This is a genomic window from Litoribacter ruber (genome assembly GCF_018500185.1).
Taxonomy (GTDB): Bacteria; Bacteroidota; Bacteroidia; order Cytophagales; family Cyclobacteriaceae; genus Litoribacter; species Litoribacter ruber.
In genome coordinates this window covers 131,065-149,410 of the sequence record NZ_JAHBGI010000001.1, presented here as the reverse complement: position 1 = coordinate 149,410, position 18,346 = coordinate 131,065, and the positions used below count along the sequence as shown (strand labels likewise).

The following is an 18,346-nucleotide window of genomic DNA, read 5'->3' as shown; positions in this document are numbered from 1 at the left end:
TTAAGCGTTGTTTTCTTCTTCGTTGGAATCAGCAGCTTCTCCACCTTCTTCCTGAGCAGGAGCTTCCTCAGCTGCAGCAGCGGCTTTGGCATCTTCCTCTCTCTTTCTGATAGCTTCAAGACGGGCTTCGTTTTTAGCTGTCTCAGCAGCAAGAGCAGCAGCACGCTTCTCTTCCTTGGCTTTGGCTAGCTTGTCCACTTTGCCAGTGATAGCGTCTTCTTTAGAAGCCAACCACTCTTCATATTTCTTGTCAGCATCTTCCTGCTGGATTGCGCCTTTAAGCACACCAATCTGAAGGTGTTTTTTCAGCATCACGCCTCTGTAAGAAAGCATAGCTTTCACAGTGTCGGTTGGCTGAGCACCGTTCAACAACCACTTCAACGCTCTCTCGTTGTTGATGTTGATAGATGCAGGGTCAGTGTTAGGATTATAAGTCCCGATTTTTTCGATAAAGCGTCCATCACGTGGAGCTCTTGCATCAGCTACTACTACGTCATAGATGGCCATTCTTTTTCTACCTCTACGCGCTAATCTGATTTTTACTGCCATATTTTATTGATATTTAGTTAATTGATGGATCCCGTCCATCTTATTTTTTGGACTGCAAAGATAGCTGAATTATCTTGAAAAGAACAACTTAGCCGCGCAATATTTGCGGAAGTGCGGGAAATTGGTTTAAATTGCGTGAGGAAGAAAGAAGACCGAAGACTGGACACGGCTTGAAAAAGGACATAGAGTTACGCAGAGTGTAAAAAGGAGTTTCACGGAGGCCCCTTCGCGGATTAAAAAAACCTGACATCCACTTCGTACTTCTAACTTCGTAACTCTTACTTCCCAAATGGCCTCGTAGTTCAATGGATAGAATACCTGCCTGCCGGCAGGCAGGGAAGTTTCCTAAACTTTAGATACAGGTTCCTACATACGGTAGGAAATATTGAGATAATGGCCTCGTAGTTCAATGGATAGAATAGAAGTTTCCTAAACTTTAGATACAGGTTCGATTCCTGTCGGGGCTACTAAGCCACTCAGATTAAGTGGCTTTTTTTGATTTTTTCATAAAAAACTATTACCCTATGTTTTTTGTCTATGCCATAAAAAGTAAAGTAGACGGGAGAATCTATGTGGGCTTCTCCACCGATCCTGTCAAAAGGCTAAAGGAACACAATGCTGGCAAAACAAAATCAACCAAAGGATTCCGGCCCTGGGAAATTATTTATCAAGAAACAGCTAAAACCAGAACGGAGGCCAGGGCAAGGGAAATATTTCTAAAATCAGGCTCTGGTAAGGAATTTCTGAAGTCTATAAAAGACTTGGGCATTTTGTAGAGATAAAAAAATAAAAAGCCCACCCTAAGCGCCCTGTTCATCAGAAGGAAGGGGGGGTGGACATATTGATACAAAATTTCAAAATTAATATAAAATTAAAAATTATTGAGGCTGATTTAACCTCTATTGTTATACCCCAACTGAAGATCCGTATTCATAACATCCAAACTTTCAGTGACCTGACATTCTCAAAATCACAAAACCCAACTCGTCATTGATATTCTCGTAGATCCAGATTTTGCCGTCTTTGGCGAAGTGCTTGGGGAAGAAGCTTGAGAAGGGTTTGGCCGGCTTTTTTTCCAGACCTGGCACTAGGGCCTCGCCGATGAGGTTAAAGTTTTTATCCAGAACTGACAGGTAAATCTCAGAACGGATATCTTCATCACTCGTGGATTTGCTTGGCAATTCTTGGAAAGAAAACCTGTAAAACACGCTGTTTTTTTCATCCCAAAATGGTGGCAAGTAGTTAATCTCCTGGTGAAACCTGGTATATTCTACTTCCAAAGCCTCTTCTGACTGAAATTCCTGTTTATAAGAATTGACTTTTTTATTCTTGGTCAATTGAGTATCAAATTCTTTCAAATACGTGGTATCCCTTTGCGTATCATAAATTGCAAGTTCACTCGAGAGCTGATTTGAAAAAATCAACCTTGAGCCGGACATTGCCATGCTCATTTTTGGGCCAAATATGACAGAACTAGACCCAAATTGTAAGGTGAATTGATTATCGTAAATAGCATCAAAACTGGATAGTGGGAGTGTTTTGTAACTATAATCCTCCAAGTCAAATACCCCCAAAGCAAACTTTCCATCCATTCTTTGATCTAGCAGAGCAAACAAGCGGGAGGCTTCTCTATCCAAATAGGTAGAAACAAAAGCCAGCCCACCTGAAGTTAGTGGATTGCTTTCCAGAAAAAAACCCTCGTAGTTCACCTTCTTTGTCCTTGTACCATCTAAAGCAAATAAAGCAATCCCATTTAAATCTTGAAGTGCAAATTCATTTGAATCATACATCCTGAACCCACCTAAAAAATTACCTGTACCATTGGGTCCCTCTCTTTCGAATGGGATTTTTTCTTCCAGTTGATAACCATCCAAGCTGATTTTTTCCAATGTATGGTCGTTTGGATTGAAATTATAAAGGTACTTCTTATCCATGCTCAAGCTAGATGTGGCTAGATTATGATTAAGAAAGACAATCTCATCTCCAGGATCAATTATGACAGTATCCAGATGGAACTTCATGCCTTCCAGATAATTATCACTTGTCTCACTTGACTTTTGCGTGCAAGAAATCACCAACAAAATGAAAATTAGATATTTCATATTTAATAAAGTTCTTTAAACCCCTAACCCAACCCCATTATCTCAACACCTCCTCAAATGCAATATCCTGTGCGGCCAGCACGAAGACCTTGGTGGGTAGGGAGGCGGTGTTTTCTTTGAGCTTGCTGTAGTACTCCTCGAAGCCTTTGCCCCCACGGGAAAAGCCCAGCCCCATCATCACCAGGTCGCTGTTGGCCGATTCCCTCTTCTGAATTTCCCAAAAACTCTCAATTTTGGCTACCAAAATCTGGTACTGGAAACCTGTCCGCATCTGGGAAAAGAGTTCGTCGAGGTTCTTCTGGGCATCCACTCGCCCTTCTTCTGATGCGACCACCATTTTGATATTCACAGTGGCGCGGTACCATTTCGGCGTGTTTTTGAGCAGGTAGGCCAGGATGATCATCAAACTCCCGTTTCTTTTCAGTCCTCCCCACCAGATATCAATTACCCGATGGTGGCGGAACCCCCTGTTGTCATCATCCTGAACAATGAGGACATTTTTCTTGGACTGGTGAAAGTGGTCGATCATTTTGGCGTATGGCGTATGATGTTTGGTCTCCTTGGTGTCCCCCAACAGGATCGTATTTGGCACCAAAGGCCCCAAGCCATAGGCATCCACCAATTGCGCTGCCCCCGTAAAGGGGTTTGCCGCCCTGATAACCCGCACCAAGGCCTGCACATTCCTCCGCTGCAGGTAATCACTCATTTGCTTTTCGAATTTGAGCACCTTATCCTGCCCCACGCTTTTTTCAGGCAAGATAGTGCTGACGGTAAAAAGGGCGTTGGCCTGTGTAAGGTCGTTGGCAAATTCTATAAGCCTCCACCTTTTGTTTGGGGAACCAGAGAGCACCAGCAAATTTGGCCTCCAGCTTTTCGGGTGGGCATCTTTGCTCAGCCTCATGATGGCATAGCGGATCAGGGTCAGGTACATGCCCCGGGTCACATCTCCCCAGGTGGCCTCCATCCTTCTTCTTTTTAGCCATAGGAAAATTAGAGATATCACGACCATGGCCGAAATGGTCGCCAAGGGATTAATCAAAAACATGGCGGCAATACAGCCAACCGCTCCAAGCAGAGAAAAAAACCAGTGGATTTTAAACTTGGGTCTAAATGATGGGGACCTGAGAAATCTCTCAATCCCCGCCGTGATGTTTAAAACCGCATAGGTGGTCAGGAAAAACATGGTCAAAATGGGCGCAATCATGTCCAGATTAAGGAAATAAACCGCCAGCATGGTAAGGGCCATGGTAAATACGGTACCCGCCCGGGGAATCTTTTCCAAGCCCGCACCCTTTCCGAGAATATTAAGCTGCTTGGTAAAAATCCTGTCATTCACCAATGCCTGAAGAACCCTCGGTGCTCCCAGAAGCGCCCCCATGGCACTGGAAAGTGAAGCACCCCATAAACCCAAAATAATCGCACCTCCCCACCATGAAATCCGCTGCATCACCAATGGGTCCTGCAATAAGGTGGACGTGTCTGCTCTACTGGCCAAAATGATCGGCAAGCCCATATAAATCAAATAACTCACCCCCAACGTCATAAAAGTCCCCTTGGGTAAGGAGCGGGCTGGATTTTTCAGGTCCCCTGACATATTAACGCCTGTGATGATCCCTGTCACGGCAGGGAAAAACAAGGCAAACAAAGGCCAAAAGCCCACCGAAGACCCCGTTGGAGTTTCCCACATTTTTATCTCAACACCTTCCATTGGCCTTCCTAAAAACAATGACAAAAGGGAAAACCCTATTATGGCTAATATGAAATATTGGGCTTTAATAGTGGCATTGGTAGAAAACAGCGCCAGTGAACCCAACAAAAAGATGGTCACCATTCCGATATATCGCGGATCCCAGTCCGGAAATATGGAGATCATACTTTCCGAAAACCCCGATATATAAAACGAAATTGAAAATGCCTGTGCAAAATAGAGCGGTATCCCTACCGCCCCTCCTATTTCAATGCCCAGCGAGCGACTGATAAGGAAGTAGGCTCCCCCACCCTTCACCGGTGTATTGGTTGCAATGGTAGCTATGGAGAGAGAGCTTAGAAATATTATAAAAGTAGCTAAAGAAATAATCGTAAGTGTACCAATCAACCCTACATTACCCACAATATACCCCAAACGCAGGTACATGATCACCCCCATCATGGTGAGAAGGGAGGGTATGAATACCCCTCCAATGGTGCCTAATTTTCTATCGGATGTCCCAGTTGAATTTTTGATAGCATCAAGATTTAATTCCTAAAATAGTAATCATAACCCAACTCCCCTAAACCGCTCCTCAAATTTATAGCGGAGGTCTATAAAACTTACCCCGTTACCCTAAAAAACCTACACTTGCTCCGCCCCACTATCTTTTGATTTATGGACAGGGTCCGGTTCTAGTATGATTCTGGTATGATGGTGATATGGATACCACTGCGCTTTGGGTCGGCGGAGACCCGAATGGGGGTCGGGAGGTTATCGGGACTCTGGAAAAATGCCACGACTCGCTAGAAAAAATCATTTCTCCAATCCAAGTAAAATTACAAAGACAATTGAATTTCACCAAATTTAAATTGATAAAATTTTATAATAATTTTATTTTACCTATAAAAATACGGATAAAGTATGGAGACACTAACCGAAAATTTTTTTCTTCCCATTTAAATTTTCAATTTTAGAAAATCATTAAGCGTTTCCCGACATGTCTTTCACTACCTCATTCCGTAAAATTTTCTTTAGTTTAATCCTTACCTCAACCTTTTACATGGCCTGCAACCCAACACAAGATGGTTCAATTGTGGAATCCGGATGGCAGGAGCTTTTCAATGGAGAGGATCTGGAGGGCTGGACGGTGAAGATCACCGGTCATGAAGTAAGTGAAAACCATGCGGAAACTTTTCGGGTAGAAGATGGCCTATTGACCGTTTCCTATGATGGCTATGACAATTTTGATGGGCAGTTTGGCCACCTGTTTTATGACAAACCATTTTCTGCTTACCTTCTAAGAGTGGAGTACAGGTTTGTAGATGAACAAGCTCCAGGAGGTCAAGAATGGGCCTACCGAAACAGCGGTGTAATGCTGCACGGCCAATCTGCAGAAAGTATGGGTTTGAACCAGGACTTTCCGGTTTCCATCGAAGGCCAGCTATTGGGAGGTGATGGTGAAAATGAAAGGCCCACCAGCAACCTCTGCACTCCCGGCACCCTTGTGGAAATGGACGGGCAGCTTTTTACCCCTCACTGCCTCAATTCCCATTCAAAAACCTATCATGGAGACCAATGGGTGACAGCCGAATTTCTGGTGTTAGGGGATTCGCTCATTGAGCACCGGTTGGAAAACAGGGTAGTATTGAGCTATACAAAGCCTCAAATCGGAGGGGGCAATGTGGCAAATCATAATGCCGAATTGTTTGAAGAAGGGCAACCGCTAACAGAAGGGTATATTTCCCTTCAAAGTGAAAGCCACCCCGTGCAGTTCAGAAGGGTATCACTCTATGATCTGGAGAGCTATATGGACGATCAGGAAGGCCTAAAAGCCAAACTGGAAGAGCTGCTTTAATTCCGGGCATATCTCCTATCAAGGAGACATGCAAAAAATAAATCCGGCGAAAAAAATGTAGGGTGGCAACTTAATAGTTTAAAGCTTCTCCGCTTACCTGACTGGAATCTTGTGTGAAGACCCATTTTTTATATTCAGTCAAAAGCTTTTTGGCCTTTGGCGGAAAATTGATCATTTGGGTTTTGATTCCTTTGGAAATCTCCTTTGCCCGTGTTCTTTCCATCTGATTTAAAAATCGGGCTTTCAGTTCTTCATGTTTGCTAAAATTTCTCATATCCAAGGGGCATTTAAATTCTACCTGCATACTTTCAATCATCGTGCCCACCGCTACATTTTTACTCAAAAAATTTAAACTTTTTCACAGTTAGATGCAAAAATCTTTTTTTTTATCGTCTACTGCATTTTAATGGTCTTTTTTGAAATCATAGGGGTTTCTCCACTTTCTTAATTTGATTATCTTTATAGAAACTTGAACCACATTATTTATGAAGTCTGTCCTTTATGCTACCGATTTTTCCGAAAATGCCGAAAGAGCCCTGCCTTTCGCAATAGGCTTGGCCGAGGCACATGATGCGGAACTGTTTATGGTTCACATTTTGCCCAAGGCCGACGATACCAGCATTTACAAAGCCAGCACCAAGCTCAAAAGCCTGTTCCACTCTTGGGGGAAGAACATTTCCATGAAAGTCCACTACATGGTGGAAGATCACAAATCCAATTCGGAGGGACTTCTGCGCGTCATCGACCTCTATGCACCAGGCTTGGTAGTGGTGGGCTCTAAAGGCGGGGGACTTCTAAAAGAAACTATCATGGGCAGCACAACCAAAACACTGATCAGGAAATCCAAATCACCAGTGATGGCCGTTCCAAAGCGTGCGGCTTATGTGGACTTCAAGGAAATCCTTTATACCTTAGATTACCACAAAGCCAATGTGCAGGCGCTTCAAAGCCTGTTGGGCATTTTCAGGGGGTACGAACCCGCCATCACGGTAGTCCATGTAAAAGACCACAAGGAAGAAGGAGAAGGAAATCTCTTTGATTATTATCGGGATGAGCTCCAGGAAAAAATCGCCTATCCCACTGTTCGCGTCAAGCAGTTTTTTGCCTCCAACATTTATGAAGAGCTCCACAACCACATCAAAGTGCATCCCTATGATCTGGTGGTGATGGTAGAAAAAGAGCGTTCAAATTTCCTGGACAGGCTTTTCGAAGAGGATCTGGTTCAAAAAATGGAATCCGATCTAAGGGTTCCTTTGCTTAGCTTTTCGGAGAAGCATTTGGTGTGAGATGTCGGGTGTCGGGTGTCGGAAGTCGGATGACCGATGACCGATGCCGGATGTAAACTTCATTATTCATCATTCGGCGTTCATCATTCATTATTCCACTTCCGTGGCTGACCCGCAACCCTTCCATCGTACCTTGTACTTCAAATTTCGTACTTACGAATGGGTACAAAGAGTACTAGGTACCAAGTACAAAGTACACCGCAGCAGGGCAAAGCCGCCTTGAGGAGTAACTTGAAGGCTTTTCCAGTATTTTACGTTTACGTCCTGATTCTCGGAGCCCTCCCTTCGAGCTGCGCTCGTCGGATGGGGTATCAGTTTCATGAGAATTCACTTAACCAATGTTTTAAATCCGTTTAAACCAACCCCCCCAAAAGGGGATGTTGGATTAAATATATTAAAAAATTGACGTAATATATTTCCCCCTGTAGGGGGCGGAGGGGGCTAAACCGCATCGGATTATATATAGTACCTCGTACTTACGAAAGGGTACAAAGTACTAGGTACCAAGTACAAAGTACACCGCAGGGCAAAGCCGTCTTGAGGAGTAACTTGAAGGCTTTTCCAGTATTTTACGTCCTGATTCTCGGAGCCCTCCCTTCGAGCTGCGCTCTTCGGATGGGGTATCAGTTTAATGAGAATTCACTTAACCATTGTTTTACTTCCGTTTCACCCACCCGCCCCTAAAGGGGAGCTTGGATGAAATAGATGAAATAATGGACGTAATCTAGTTCCCCCTTTAGGGGGCGGAGGGGGCTAAACCGCATAGGAATATCCATTGCGCCTCGTACTTTTTCAAGGAAACATTTCCCTCACGGCTTCGGAGAATTCTTCAGTGAGGGTTCGGTATTCTTCTCCAAATTCCTCCTGCCTGCTGAGGAAAGCCTCCGCCAGGCTGTAGTAGTACCAGTTTTGCTGCTCATAGGGTGCATTAAAACGGTCCCATATAGCATCTCCCACGCGGCGGTAATCGCGGGCTATGGCGCGGATGTTGTCAAGCTTATCTGCCAGTGCCAAAGCCAGAATGGCCTCGTCCTGCTCCCGGCCCACATAATCAATGGTGTGGGATTTCCTTACTTTCCACGGGGCCTCTTCCTCCCCTTCCCTATGGTTGAGCTTGGAGGGTTCTGTGGCTCCTTTGACAAGATGGGCGACTTTTGCTCCAAACTTCGCCTCCACCTGCTCAATAGTCACCGGGGTATCCTCCACGGTGTCATGCAGCAAGCCGGCCACCGCCACCTCCTCGTCGTAGCCGTATTCCAACAAAATCTTCATTACATTGGTGAGATGCGAGATGTAGGGAATATTCGTCCCTTTCCGAAAATGCCCTTCATGAGCTTGGCAGGCAAACTTTATGGCTTCAAAAATCATAATCAGATCATAAAATTTAGGGACACATATACGCAGTCCAAACATCTTCAATTTAACCACAATCCCCTTGAATCCAAAACTAATTTTACAATAATTGGAAAGCTTAATTCAGAATCGCCTTCCATTCGGGCAGGGGCGGCTTGTCCATGTTGCGCTTTACAGCCTGCTGAAAAGCCTTTTTGTATTCCTTATTTACCTTCAGGGGGACAAGCTGGAACAGCCCAACTTCAGAGATCAAGGTATTTAGGGCTTTTTCAAATGTCGGAAATGTCTTGAGATAATTCACTTCGGAAAGTTTATCAACCTCAAAGTCCGGCTCAAAGTCAAAAGTTTTGATTTCAGGGGTTAGGTAAAAGTACCTTTCTTCCCCTTCTTCTCCAGAACGGTAAAACACGGTAGACCCATTTTCCCCTCCCAGTTCCAAAATGAGCTCAAAATTTTGGTTGGCCTCAAAGGAATCTATCACGCCTTCGAGTACCTCTAGGGTTTCCTCCCGCAGCTTTGCTGAAGAAAAGTATCTCTGGGGATCGGCCTGGGCTATTCTTTCCCTACCAAGCATTTCATCCAGCTCAATATGGATTACTTCCACACATATCCCGGTTTTTTGGGCATACTTGACCAATGCCGCAAAATCATCATCATAACCCTTATTGGTGCAATATTCAACCACCAGCGTCTTCCCATCCAAAAGTGTCAACAAACCTTCCTCGCTGGCATGGTTATAAATCTGTACGATTCCATCCATTTCTTCCAAAGCCTGGAAATGGCCAAAGAGTTGCTGGCTAATTTTTGCCAGATCAAACACAAAATTTCCCGGAGAGGAAGAAAAGTTTTTCTCAATGAAAACGGTCTTTCCTGATCCGACCGGACCGGTGATGAATTTAATTCTTGCCATAAGATAAAAATTGAAATAAATGTCAAGCCTATACGAGAAACACCCCAAAAACGCTAGGGGAAAACTTTAAACTCCAAGTGGTTTAACTTAATAAAGGCTGAAAAGTTGAGATTACAGAACGAAGATACGATTAAAACTTTTCAACTTGCAAAGCCAATTCATCTCTTTGACACCATTTGACCCACTTTCACCTGATCCGAAAAATGGGTATATTGGGTAATTCTTAAGCTTATGAAAACAATCCTATTTAGTTTTTTGCTGGCTCTTGCAATTTTTTCGGTGGAGGCACAGCAATTGGCCGATATCCTGAGGGATGTAGAAGGGCTGCCGGGCCGGGAGGAATATTTGGCCTCCCCATTCGTGACTGCTGGTGACCGGCTGTACATGGTTGGCTACCAGGATGGCACCTTCCCGGATCTAGGATGGCATGTGGAAGGCGAAATGGGCGGCATCTGGAACCACCCCATCAAACTTATGGACGGCTTTACCGTCGCTGTTGGACTGGAAGACGAGTTTTTCTGCCTGGACAGGGCCGACATGTTCATCAATTATCCTTTTGCAAACAAACACGTTTACAAAACCACGGTACCAGAAATAGAAATTGAAAGAATCCAGTTTGTTCCAGAAGGAATGCAAGGTGCGGTCATCGAGTTTACCCTATCCAACCTTTCAGAAAACCCTAAACAACTAAGTTTCGAATTTACGGGACATGTGGATCTGAGACCGGTTTGGCTGGGGGAAAAAGCAGGGATGTTTGACCATCCGGACCTGCTGAGATTTGATGATGAACGGAAGCTTTGGACCGCCCAGGACGAGGGAAATGAATGGCATGTGGTCTTTGGGGGTGAGAATCCCGCCCAAATGCACCTTAGGGCCTCTCCCCACTGCAATTATGAGCCAAAAGGACAGGGAGCTGCAGCGAGCCTGATATACGATCTGACCCTTGATGGTATGGAAACTAAAACCCTCACCATATCAATAGCAGGCTCCTACGCCTCTTTGGAAGAGGCCCTGGGCACGTATGACGACCTATTATACAATTCTCAAACTTACTTGGAAGAAAAAAAACAGCATTATGAGCAGATTGCCCTAAAATCTAGAATCACCATTCCCGATAAAGATTTGGAAAAGGCCTTCGAATGGGTAAAATATAACACGGAATGGCTGGTTAGGGATGTGCCTGAAATCGGAATGGGTCTGGGAGCCGGTATGCCCGACTACCCGTGGTGGTTTGGGGTGGACAATGAATATACGCTTCAGGGGGCTATTGCGACAGGAAGAAAAGATTTGACTTATAGCACCATTGATTTGCTCCACAAGCTTTCCGAGGAAGAAAACGGAAACGGCAGGATCGTTCATGAGGTCAGTACCAATGGCGTGGTGTTTAACCCCGGCAACATCAACGAGACCCCACAGTTTGTTTCCCTGATCTGGGAAGTTTACAAATGGACAGGTGATCGGGATTTTTTGGAAAAGTACTATCCCACTATCCAAAATGGGCTGACCTGGCTGATGGAGGAAAATGATGAAGATGGCAATCTTTTCCCTGACGGATATGGCATGATGGAAATCCACGGGCTGGAGTCAGAGATGATTGATGTGGCTACCTATACGCAAGCTGCGTTTGCTGATGCCGCCAAAATTGCGGAGGAACTCCAGGACGAGCGGCAGACTATTTATTACCAAGGACTGGCGGATAGGATCAGGGAAAAAATCAATGAGGATTTTTGGGTGGAAGAGGCCAATTCCTATGCGGATTTCATCGGGACGGCTTCCGAGGCCCTTCATCTGATAGAGGCCGCAATTATCAGAGCCGACACTCTCGACAAACCATGGGCGGTAGAAGAACTGAAAGCAATGAAAAGCAAAATTTCTGCCCTACCCCCCGACCAAAAACAAGGCTTTGTGGTATTCCACAACTGGGTGGTCAACACGCCAATGGAAATGGGAATCGCTGACAGGGAAAAGGCTATAAAAGCCCTAGACAAGGGTGCGAGGTTTGTCAACCCGTTTGGGGTTTTCGTCACCGGTATAGACCGGGACGACTCTTCCGATCTGGAGGACGGGGCATTTGCCGGGAGCACGGTTTTTTCCTACACTGGAGCCGTGATGACCTTGCCGACGGGCGTACAGGCTATAGCCGAAAATAATTACGGCAGACCTGACCAGGCTTTGGATTACTTGCAGCGCATGACCCGCTCATTTGGATTTGCCCTACCTGGATCCATCTACGAAGTATCACCGGATTACGGCATGATGGCCCAGGCCTGGAACTTGTACAGTTATGCCGTTCCGATCGTGACCCAGTTTTTCGGGATAAAACCCCAAGCAGGGCAAAAAAAGTTGATTATTTCTACGCAGATGCCCAGTGAATGGGAAGAGGCCACCATTGAAAATGTAGAGATCGGCAACAATGCGATAAGTTTGAAATTCACCCGGACCACGGAAGGAATGGAACTTGAGCTTTTACAGCAAAAGGAGGACTGGGAGATCGAGTTTTCTTTTCCCGAAGGGCAATATGAAACCTGGACCATAAATGGTGAAGAGGTGACTCCGGAAAAAACTGAAAAGTCGGAAAATGTGAATGCAAGGGGAAAACGAATTACTGCCAGTTTTCATTGATCCGCTTTCTAAAGTCCATGTTATGAATTACCCAAAAGGAAAGCCCGTGTCGGTTTAATGTACGACCACTTGAAGGAATCAACCTCCAGTGATAGCCAGCTAATACAGAAAGGTTACGATAAGTAAAGGTGGGTAAAATATATAGTCGGTTTTGGTCTATCCCGTTGTCGATTTGGCCTCCCGCATTATATAAAATCTCATCCATGATTCTCAGCTGCACATTTGTGTGGGAATTAATGGTGTGGACGGGAATACGAAGTGTAGCCATAAACCTCAACCGGTTGTAAAAAAGCCTATCCTGCAAAACTTCCTGCCCTTCAATCTTCTGCCTGAAGCGGGCATCATACCGGAAACGCAACTGGTAGCTGACTTCCTTGCTCAACCAAAAGTTGCCCACCAACTGCCCCCAGGGCCGGTGCTCATCACGGATCAGCTTTTCTGAAAATGAAGTAGCCGTGGTCACCCAGGCATAGCCTCCGGAAGCAGATAGGTTTGGGCTGAAGAAATAGGTCAGTCCATGGCGAGAAACAAAAAATGAGGTGGTAGCCCAATGGAAGTCATTCCAAACCGCCCACTTTTCGGTTACGCGGATGGAAGAAATATAGGCTCCCCAAAACTCCCCTTCATGTTCTACCGTCTGTGCAGGCAGCTTGCTTATGCTGAAAATCGATAAAAGTACTACGCTCCAAATGCCACGCATGTTATGGGGTTTTGCAATTGTCCAACGTGTTTTGAGTAGGTCTGCGCAGCAACCAATCCAGCATTTTAACGGACTTGTTTTCCCCGCAGGACATTCTAAATTTAATGATTGCTGAGGAAATAAAGGTAAGAACACCGATGAAAAATATGGAGTGGGCTATTCCCAGCCAGTCAGCAATGACTCCCGTCAAAATTGCTCCAATGGCATACCCCAAGTCCCTCCACAAGCGGAAAATCCCTATACTTTTTGCCCGGTCGATCGGATGGGTGTTTTCTGCAATGGTGGCCAAAAAAGTAGGATAAACCATCGCTGTGCCCCAGCCCAATACCGAGGAAAGTACTATAAATTGAGTCATGCTTTGAGCCCACACCAAGCCTACCAGCGCAAATGCCTGCAACAGCATTCCTTTAAACAGCATTTCCTTCTTGCAAAACTTATCCGCCATCTTCCCGGTAAACAACTGTCCTATCCCCCATACAGCTGGGTAAACCGCCGTTACCACACCGATCTGCTCAAGGGAAAAGTTTTTGCTGGCTAGCAGAATGGGGAATATCCCCCAGGCCATGCCGTCATTGAGATTGTTGATCAATCCGGCCTGTGATACTGACCCCAGGTTTTTGTCTTTCCAGGTGGTGTCCCAGAAGATGTTCTTCAATTTTTTGACGGAGCTTTCATGAGTTTCCATAGCCACATGGTGCTGGGTATCTTTTACCAGAAAGATACTTCCCAATAATCCCAATATCACCAGGCCAATGCCCAAGTAAAATGGATAAGGCCGCACGCCAAACTCACTGGCGATATACCCCGTAAGGAAAGCCACCACTGCAACCGCCAGGTAACCTGCAAATTCATTAAGCCCCATGGCAAAACCACGCTGCCTATCCCCTACCAGGTCGATTTTCATCACAACGGTGCTGCTCCAGGCCAGGCCTTGGTTGATCCCCAATAGTACATTGGCCGCAATGATCCAGTTCCAGCTGGGTGCAAACATTAAGATCAGGGGAACAGGAATGGCAAAAATCCAGCCTGCAACCAGAAGCTTTTTCCTTCCAAAACGGTTGGCCAAGGCCCCAGCGTAATAGTTTGACAGGGCTTTGACTATTCCAAAAACCACAATAAAGGAAAGAATGGCTGTCTTGGCGGCAATTCCAAACTCCACTTCGGCTATCTGAGGCAAAATGGACCTTTCCAGCCCAACCATGCCTCCCACAAAAGCATTGATGATGACCAGCAGTGTAAATTGCTTCCAATTTTCCTTAAGACCCAATTCGACTTTTGACATGCTATTCTTAATTTTACAGTTGCAAAGTTAAGTTTTTCCCTTGGGCAAAAGTGTGATCCCTGTTACATAGGCTCACAAAAAAAGAGACCCATCTCTGAGCCTCTCTCATTATTTAATTGTCATTCGACATTAGTGGTCGAATACTATTTTATTTTAATATTTATCCGCGAAGTGGAAACTCTGTGAAACTCCTCTGTGACCTATTATTCGCATTACTTAGTCAACGCCTTCTCTCTTTGCACCTCTACCATGTCCACAGGAGGAGGAGTATTATCTCCCAGTAAATGCTGCACGAAGTAATCCCCCATTCTCCAGAAGAAATACTCGGTCATGTCACCGAAGCCATGTCGCTGCCCGGGAAGGGTGATAAAGTCGAACCTTTTATTGGCCTTAATCAAAGCATTGGCCATACGGATGGTGTTGGCAGGATGGACGTTGTTGTCCACATCTCCAGTCACCAACAGCAGGTGACCTTTTAGGTTTTTGGCCAGATCGGGGTTTTTCTCCACATCATAAATGAACTTGGATTCCCCGTCACCGTTTTCAACCTCTTTTACCCCATGGTGCTTCTCTGACCACCAGCGGTTATAAATGTTGTTTTCATGGTTACCAGCACTGGAAACCGCTACCTTGAACACATCCGGATACACCAACATAGCAGCGGTGGACATGAAGCCACCTCCTGAATGCCCATGGATGCCTACTTTGGATCGGTCGATAAAGGAATGCCTGTCAGCCAATTGCTCTACAGCTGCTTTCTTATCCGCCAGCCCATAATCTCTCAGGTTTCCATACCCATAATTGTGGTACCACTTAGATCGGCCGGGGTGGCCACCTCTGTTTCCAATGGTAACTACCACAAAGCCCAATTGGGCAAGTCTATCCACCCTGTCCATGCTCTTGCTGAAGGTTTTGTTGACGGCTTCAGTTTGCGGACCCGGGTAAACATATTGAATCAAGGGGTAGCTTTTGGTGGAATCAAAATCGTATGGCAAATACATTACCCCATAAAGATCTGTGATGCCATCATCAGCCTTAAAGGTAAAAGGCTGTGGGAATTTATACCCTGCGGCAAATAGCCTGGAAAGATCGGTGGTCTCCAGGTCCATTACTTTTTTGCCATTGGCATCCATCAATTCTGCTACCGGGGCGGCATCAACTCTAGAGTAATTATTGACAAAATAGGTGGCGTTGTCATTGACATTTGCCGAATGGTTGAAGTCACCCTTATTCAAAAGAGTCATCGCTCCACCATCCAAACTCACACTGTAAAGGTGCTCATAATATGGGTCCTCCCCTTTTTCCTTGCCATTGGCTACAAAATACACCCTTTTGTTTTTCTCATTGATCCGCTCCACCTTTTCCACATGAAAAGGCCCTGAGGTCAGCTGTCTTTTTAAGCTTCCATCCACACCGTAAAGATAAAGGTGCCCCCAACCATCTCTTTCCGACCAATGGATGATGTCCGTACCGTTATTTACCAGTTCAGGCTTATTGATATCGATGTAGGTGTTGCTTCTTTCTTCTACGATGATTTCTTTCCTGTTGTCTTTCAAGTTCCAGCGAGCGATGTCCACTTTTTTCAAATCCCTTGAAGTAATGGAAAAGAAAAACTGCTCATCATCTCCTAACCACGTCACCGGCCTGAATTCATCATCTCTAGTATTATTCGGCCTTGAAGCTGACCATAACCCTATATTCTGATCCTTAAAGGTGTCCACGTTCAGCTTTTGGAACTCCTCAGAGGTGAAAGAATAATAAAACAATTCCTGCTGAGGTTGTTCTTTTTCACCTGGCATGGCATACTTGTAGGTTTCCAGAGTCGGTCTTGGGTTTTTGGAATTGTGGATGACCCAGAGATCCTTGACCTTTCTGCTGTCCGACCTGCTGCCCACAAACTGCTTTGCATCAGGCGACCACATCACCATGGCTCTTTTTCGCTTGTCCTTATTTTTCTCCCTGTCCACATTGTCCTCACCTCGGCCACCGATGCCATAGTCGTAATATTCCTCTCCGTCTTCAGTCAGCTGGTGCTCCACGATGGTGCTGTCTTTTTCATCTTCCACAGCTTTCAGGAAATTTTCCTTGTCCATCCAATAGAGGTTATGATGCTTGGCAAAGACAACCTTGGAGGAATCGGGTGCGATATTGGCCCAAGCGAGTCTTTTGTCCTCCTTATCATCCTCAATTTCGGTCAGTTCCCTGGTGGTTAGGTCATAATGAAAGGTGAAAACCTTGTTTTCGAGAGAGTCCTTGGCGTTTTTGTTCTTTTCCTTGATCTTATCCCAATCCTTCTTCAAAACCTCTTCAGAGCTTTTGACTTTGAATTTGATGGTATTTTCATCATCCAGAAATTTTAACCCGGTAAGGTCCAGATGCTGCCCATCAAAGGGATCTTTGACCACTTTGGTAATCTCCATGGCCAGCTGGTCCCTGTCAAAAAGCGGGGTCTTGGATTTCTTGGCCGGGTCAACTATATAATAAAACTTGCCGTCCTGGGTTTCATAGCTGTACCAGAACCGGTCAGACTTTTTCAACCAGTGAGGATCCACTTGGGTGGAAAAAACCATTTTTTTGACTTTATCGGGGCTGAATTTGGCCGCCAATTCGTAATTTCCTTTAGAGGCCGTTTCTTGTCCGAATGCCCCAAAGGAAAGCAGCATCATCCCGATGCCCAACAATCTATATTTCATATTTAGGATTTTTTCAAGTCCTAAACTAAGGCTAATAGGATAAAATAAAGATACCGCTGATGTAAAAGTAAATTTGCCTTTGGTAAAATCAACTTTTTAAAAAGCTTCTTAAGTCCATCATCTTTATTCCTTCTACCGAGTTTCCCTCAAATTTATCCAGCGTAATGACTGTTTTCTCATAATTGTCGGGGATCTTTTGGAGGTTCCCGATTTCTCTCTCAAGGGTTTTGGGTTCATGAATACTCAAGGCAACTTGGAAATAAGCCGTCTCACCCGCGGATAGACATACAAAGTCAATTTCTTCATTCCCCAGAGTTCCGATTTTAACTTCATACCCTTTAAAAAGTAAGTGGTTATAAACCACATTCTCTAATATTTTGCCCTTATCCTCTAATCTGTAACCCCAAATCCCATGACGAATCCCTAAGTTTTCAAAATAAAACTTATCTCCGATTTCAAAAAGCCGTTTTCCAATTACATCATAGCGGGATACTTTATGGACCAAGAAGGCATTTGTCAAATACTCGGTATAGGCCTGTACAAGGTTGTGAGCCATGTTAATTTTCTGGGCTTTCAAAAAATCGGAAATTTTTTTGGCTGAAAATAAGCTACCCGTGTTACTGGCCAGAAATAACACCAATTGCTCTAAGAAGCCTGGGTTTCTAACCGCATATCTATTGATGACATCCCTATAAACAATTGTATTATAAACACTTTTCAGATACTCAAATACTATTGCATCTTTCAGCTCCAAGTGCTTTAAATAAGGCAGACCGCCATATTTTAGGTATTTTTCTAAAGCATCTCCATTATCTTCTAACGTATGAAAATCAAGAAATTCCACATACGATAGACTATAAACAATAATTTCTATATATCTGCCGCTTAAATGACCCGAAATATCTCCAGAAAGCATATTGGCATTACTGCCGGTGCAATAAATGTCCAACTCCTCATCTAACAATAATGACCTCAACGCATCTCCAAATCCTTCAATATCCTGAATCTCGTCCACAAAGACATAGTTGAGCTTACCAGAGACCTTTTTATTCTTAACATATCCATGTAAATCCTGTGCATTTTTAATCCAGGAAAACTCCAAGTCCTCCTTATTGATATAAATAATGGGAACATCAGGGTCGCTCTCTTGGAGAAATTGGATTATTTGAAAAAGCAGATAGCTTTTCCCAACCCTTCTTTGACCAGAAAATACTTTTATCAGGCCTTTTCCAATAAAAGGCTTAACTCGTTCTAAATATACAGAACGTTTATTTAATGATTTAGGCAAATTCATTATCTTAAAG

At 44.6% G+C, this 18,346-nt stretch carries 14 protein-coding genes and 1 tRNA gene; 5 read left to right on the top strand and 10 right to left on the bottom strand.

The genetic code is table 11. The features are described from left to right. A complete protein-coding gene (locus KIH41_RS00675) occupies positions 1–549 on the bottom strand; it encodes a 30S ribosomal protein S16 (RefSeq protein WP_213945271.1) in 549 nt (182 codons plus the stop codon). Positions 550–944: 395 nt separating this feature from the next. On the opposite strand from KIH41_RS00675, the gene KIH41_RS00670 reads away from it, so the two are divergent. Next, positions 945–1,016: transfer RNA gene (locus KIH41_RS00670), tRNA-Arg, on the top strand. 57 nt (positions 1,017–1,073) lie between these two features. Continuing rightward, positions 1,074–1,325, top strand: coding sequence for a GIY-YIG nuclease family protein (locus tag KIH41_RS00665; protein WP_213945272.1), 252 nt, complete (start codon positions 1,074–1,076; stop codon positions 1,323–1,325). Positions 1,326–1,496: 171 nt separating this feature from the next. On the opposite strand, the gene KIH41_RS00660 is transcribed toward KIH41_RS00665, so the two are convergent. Next, entirely contained in the window at positions 1,497–2,651 is a 1,155-nt protein-coding gene (locus tag KIH41_RS00660) for a DUF4221 family protein (protein ID WP_213945273.1), read from the bottom strand. 37 nt (positions 2,652–2,688) lie between these two features. Next, positions 2,689–4,833, bottom strand: coding sequence for an APC family permease (locus KIH41_RS18245; RefSeq protein WP_317194907.1), 2,145 nt, complete (start codon positions 4,831–4,833; stop codon positions 2,689–2,691). Between the two features lie 568 nt (positions 4,834–5,401). Here KIH41_RS18245 and KIH41_RS00650 point away from each other — a divergent pair. Continuing rightward, a complete protein-coding gene (locus tag KIH41_RS00650; protein ID WP_214161156.1) occupies positions 5,402–6,196 on the top strand; it encodes a 3-keto-disaccharide hydrolase in 795 nt (264 codons plus the stop codon). Positions 6,197–6,266: 70 nt separating this feature from the next. Here the strand turns inward: KIH41_RS00650 and KIH41_RS00645 are convergent, their stop codons facing one another. Further along, positions 6,267–6,539, bottom strand: a complete 273-nt coding sequence (locus KIH41_RS00645; RefSeq protein ID WP_213945275.1) for a hypothetical protein — start codon at positions 6,537–6,539, stop codon at positions 6,267–6,269. Between the two features lie 142 nt (positions 6,540–6,681). Here KIH41_RS00645 and KIH41_RS00640 point away from each other — a divergent pair, with 142 nt between their 5' ends. Continuing rightward, a complete protein-coding gene (locus KIH41_RS00640; RefSeq protein ID WP_213945276.1) occupies positions 6,682–7,482 on the top strand; it encodes a universal stress protein in 801 nt (266 codons plus the stop codon). 792 nt (positions 7,483–8,274) lie between these two features. Here KIH41_RS00640 and KIH41_RS00635 read toward each other — a convergent pair. Together KIH41_RS00635 and KIH41_RS00630 are read right to left on the bottom strand one after the other, a co-directional pair. Beyond that, positions 8,275–8,850, bottom strand: a complete 576-nt coding sequence (locus KIH41_RS00635; RefSeq protein WP_214161155.1) for an HD domain-containing protein — start codon at positions 8,848–8,850, stop codon at positions 8,275–8,277. 103 nt (positions 8,851–8,953) lie between these two features. Further along, positions 8,954–9,745 carry an ATP-binding protein gene (locus tag KIH41_RS00630; protein WP_214161154.1) on the bottom strand — a complete coding sequence of 264 codons (792 nt, stop codon included), beginning with the start codon at positions 9,743–9,745 and terminating at the stop codon, positions 8,954–8,956. Between the two features lie 231 nt (positions 9,746–9,976). Here KIH41_RS00630 and KIH41_RS00625 point away from each other — a divergent pair, with 231 nt between their 5' ends. After that, complete coding sequence (locus KIH41_RS00625) at positions 9,977–12,367, top strand: alpha-L-rhamnosidase-related protein (protein ID WP_214161153.1); 2,391 nt, start codon at positions 9,977–9,979, stop codon at positions 12,365–12,367. On the opposite strand, the gene KIH41_RS00620 is transcribed toward KIH41_RS00625, so the two are convergent. The 4 genes from KIH41_RS00620 to KIH41_RS00605 all read right to left on the bottom strand — a co-directional run bounded on the left by KIH41_RS00620 (position 12,348) and on the right by KIH41_RS00605 (position 18,336). Beyond that, positions 12,348–13,067, bottom strand: coding sequence for a DUF2490 domain-containing protein (locus tag KIH41_RS00620; protein WP_214161152.1), 720 nt, complete (start codon positions 13,065–13,067; stop codon positions 12,348–12,350). The two genes, KIH41_RS00625 and KIH41_RS00620, sit on opposite strands and share 20 nt — an antisense overlap. A 1-nt stretch (position 13,068) precedes the next feature. Continuing rightward, positions 13,069–14,349 (bottom strand): MFS transporter, encoded by a 1,281-nt coding sequence (locus KIH41_RS00615; protein ID WP_214161151.1) that lies wholly within the window; start codon positions 14,347–14,349, stop codon positions 13,069–13,071. A 212-nt stretch (positions 14,350–14,561) separates the two neighbouring features. Continuing rightward, entirely contained in the window at positions 14,562–17,042 is a 2,481-nt protein-coding gene (locus KIH41_RS00610; protein ID WP_214161150.1) for a S9 family peptidase, read from the bottom strand. Positions 17,043–17,130: 88 nt separating this feature from the next. Further along, positions 17,131–18,336 (bottom strand): ATP-binding protein, encoded by a 1,206-nt coding sequence (locus KIH41_RS00605; RefSeq protein WP_246538877.1) that lies wholly within the window; start codon positions 18,334–18,336, stop codon positions 17,131–17,133. Positions 18,337–18,346 lie beyond the last annotated feature (10 nt).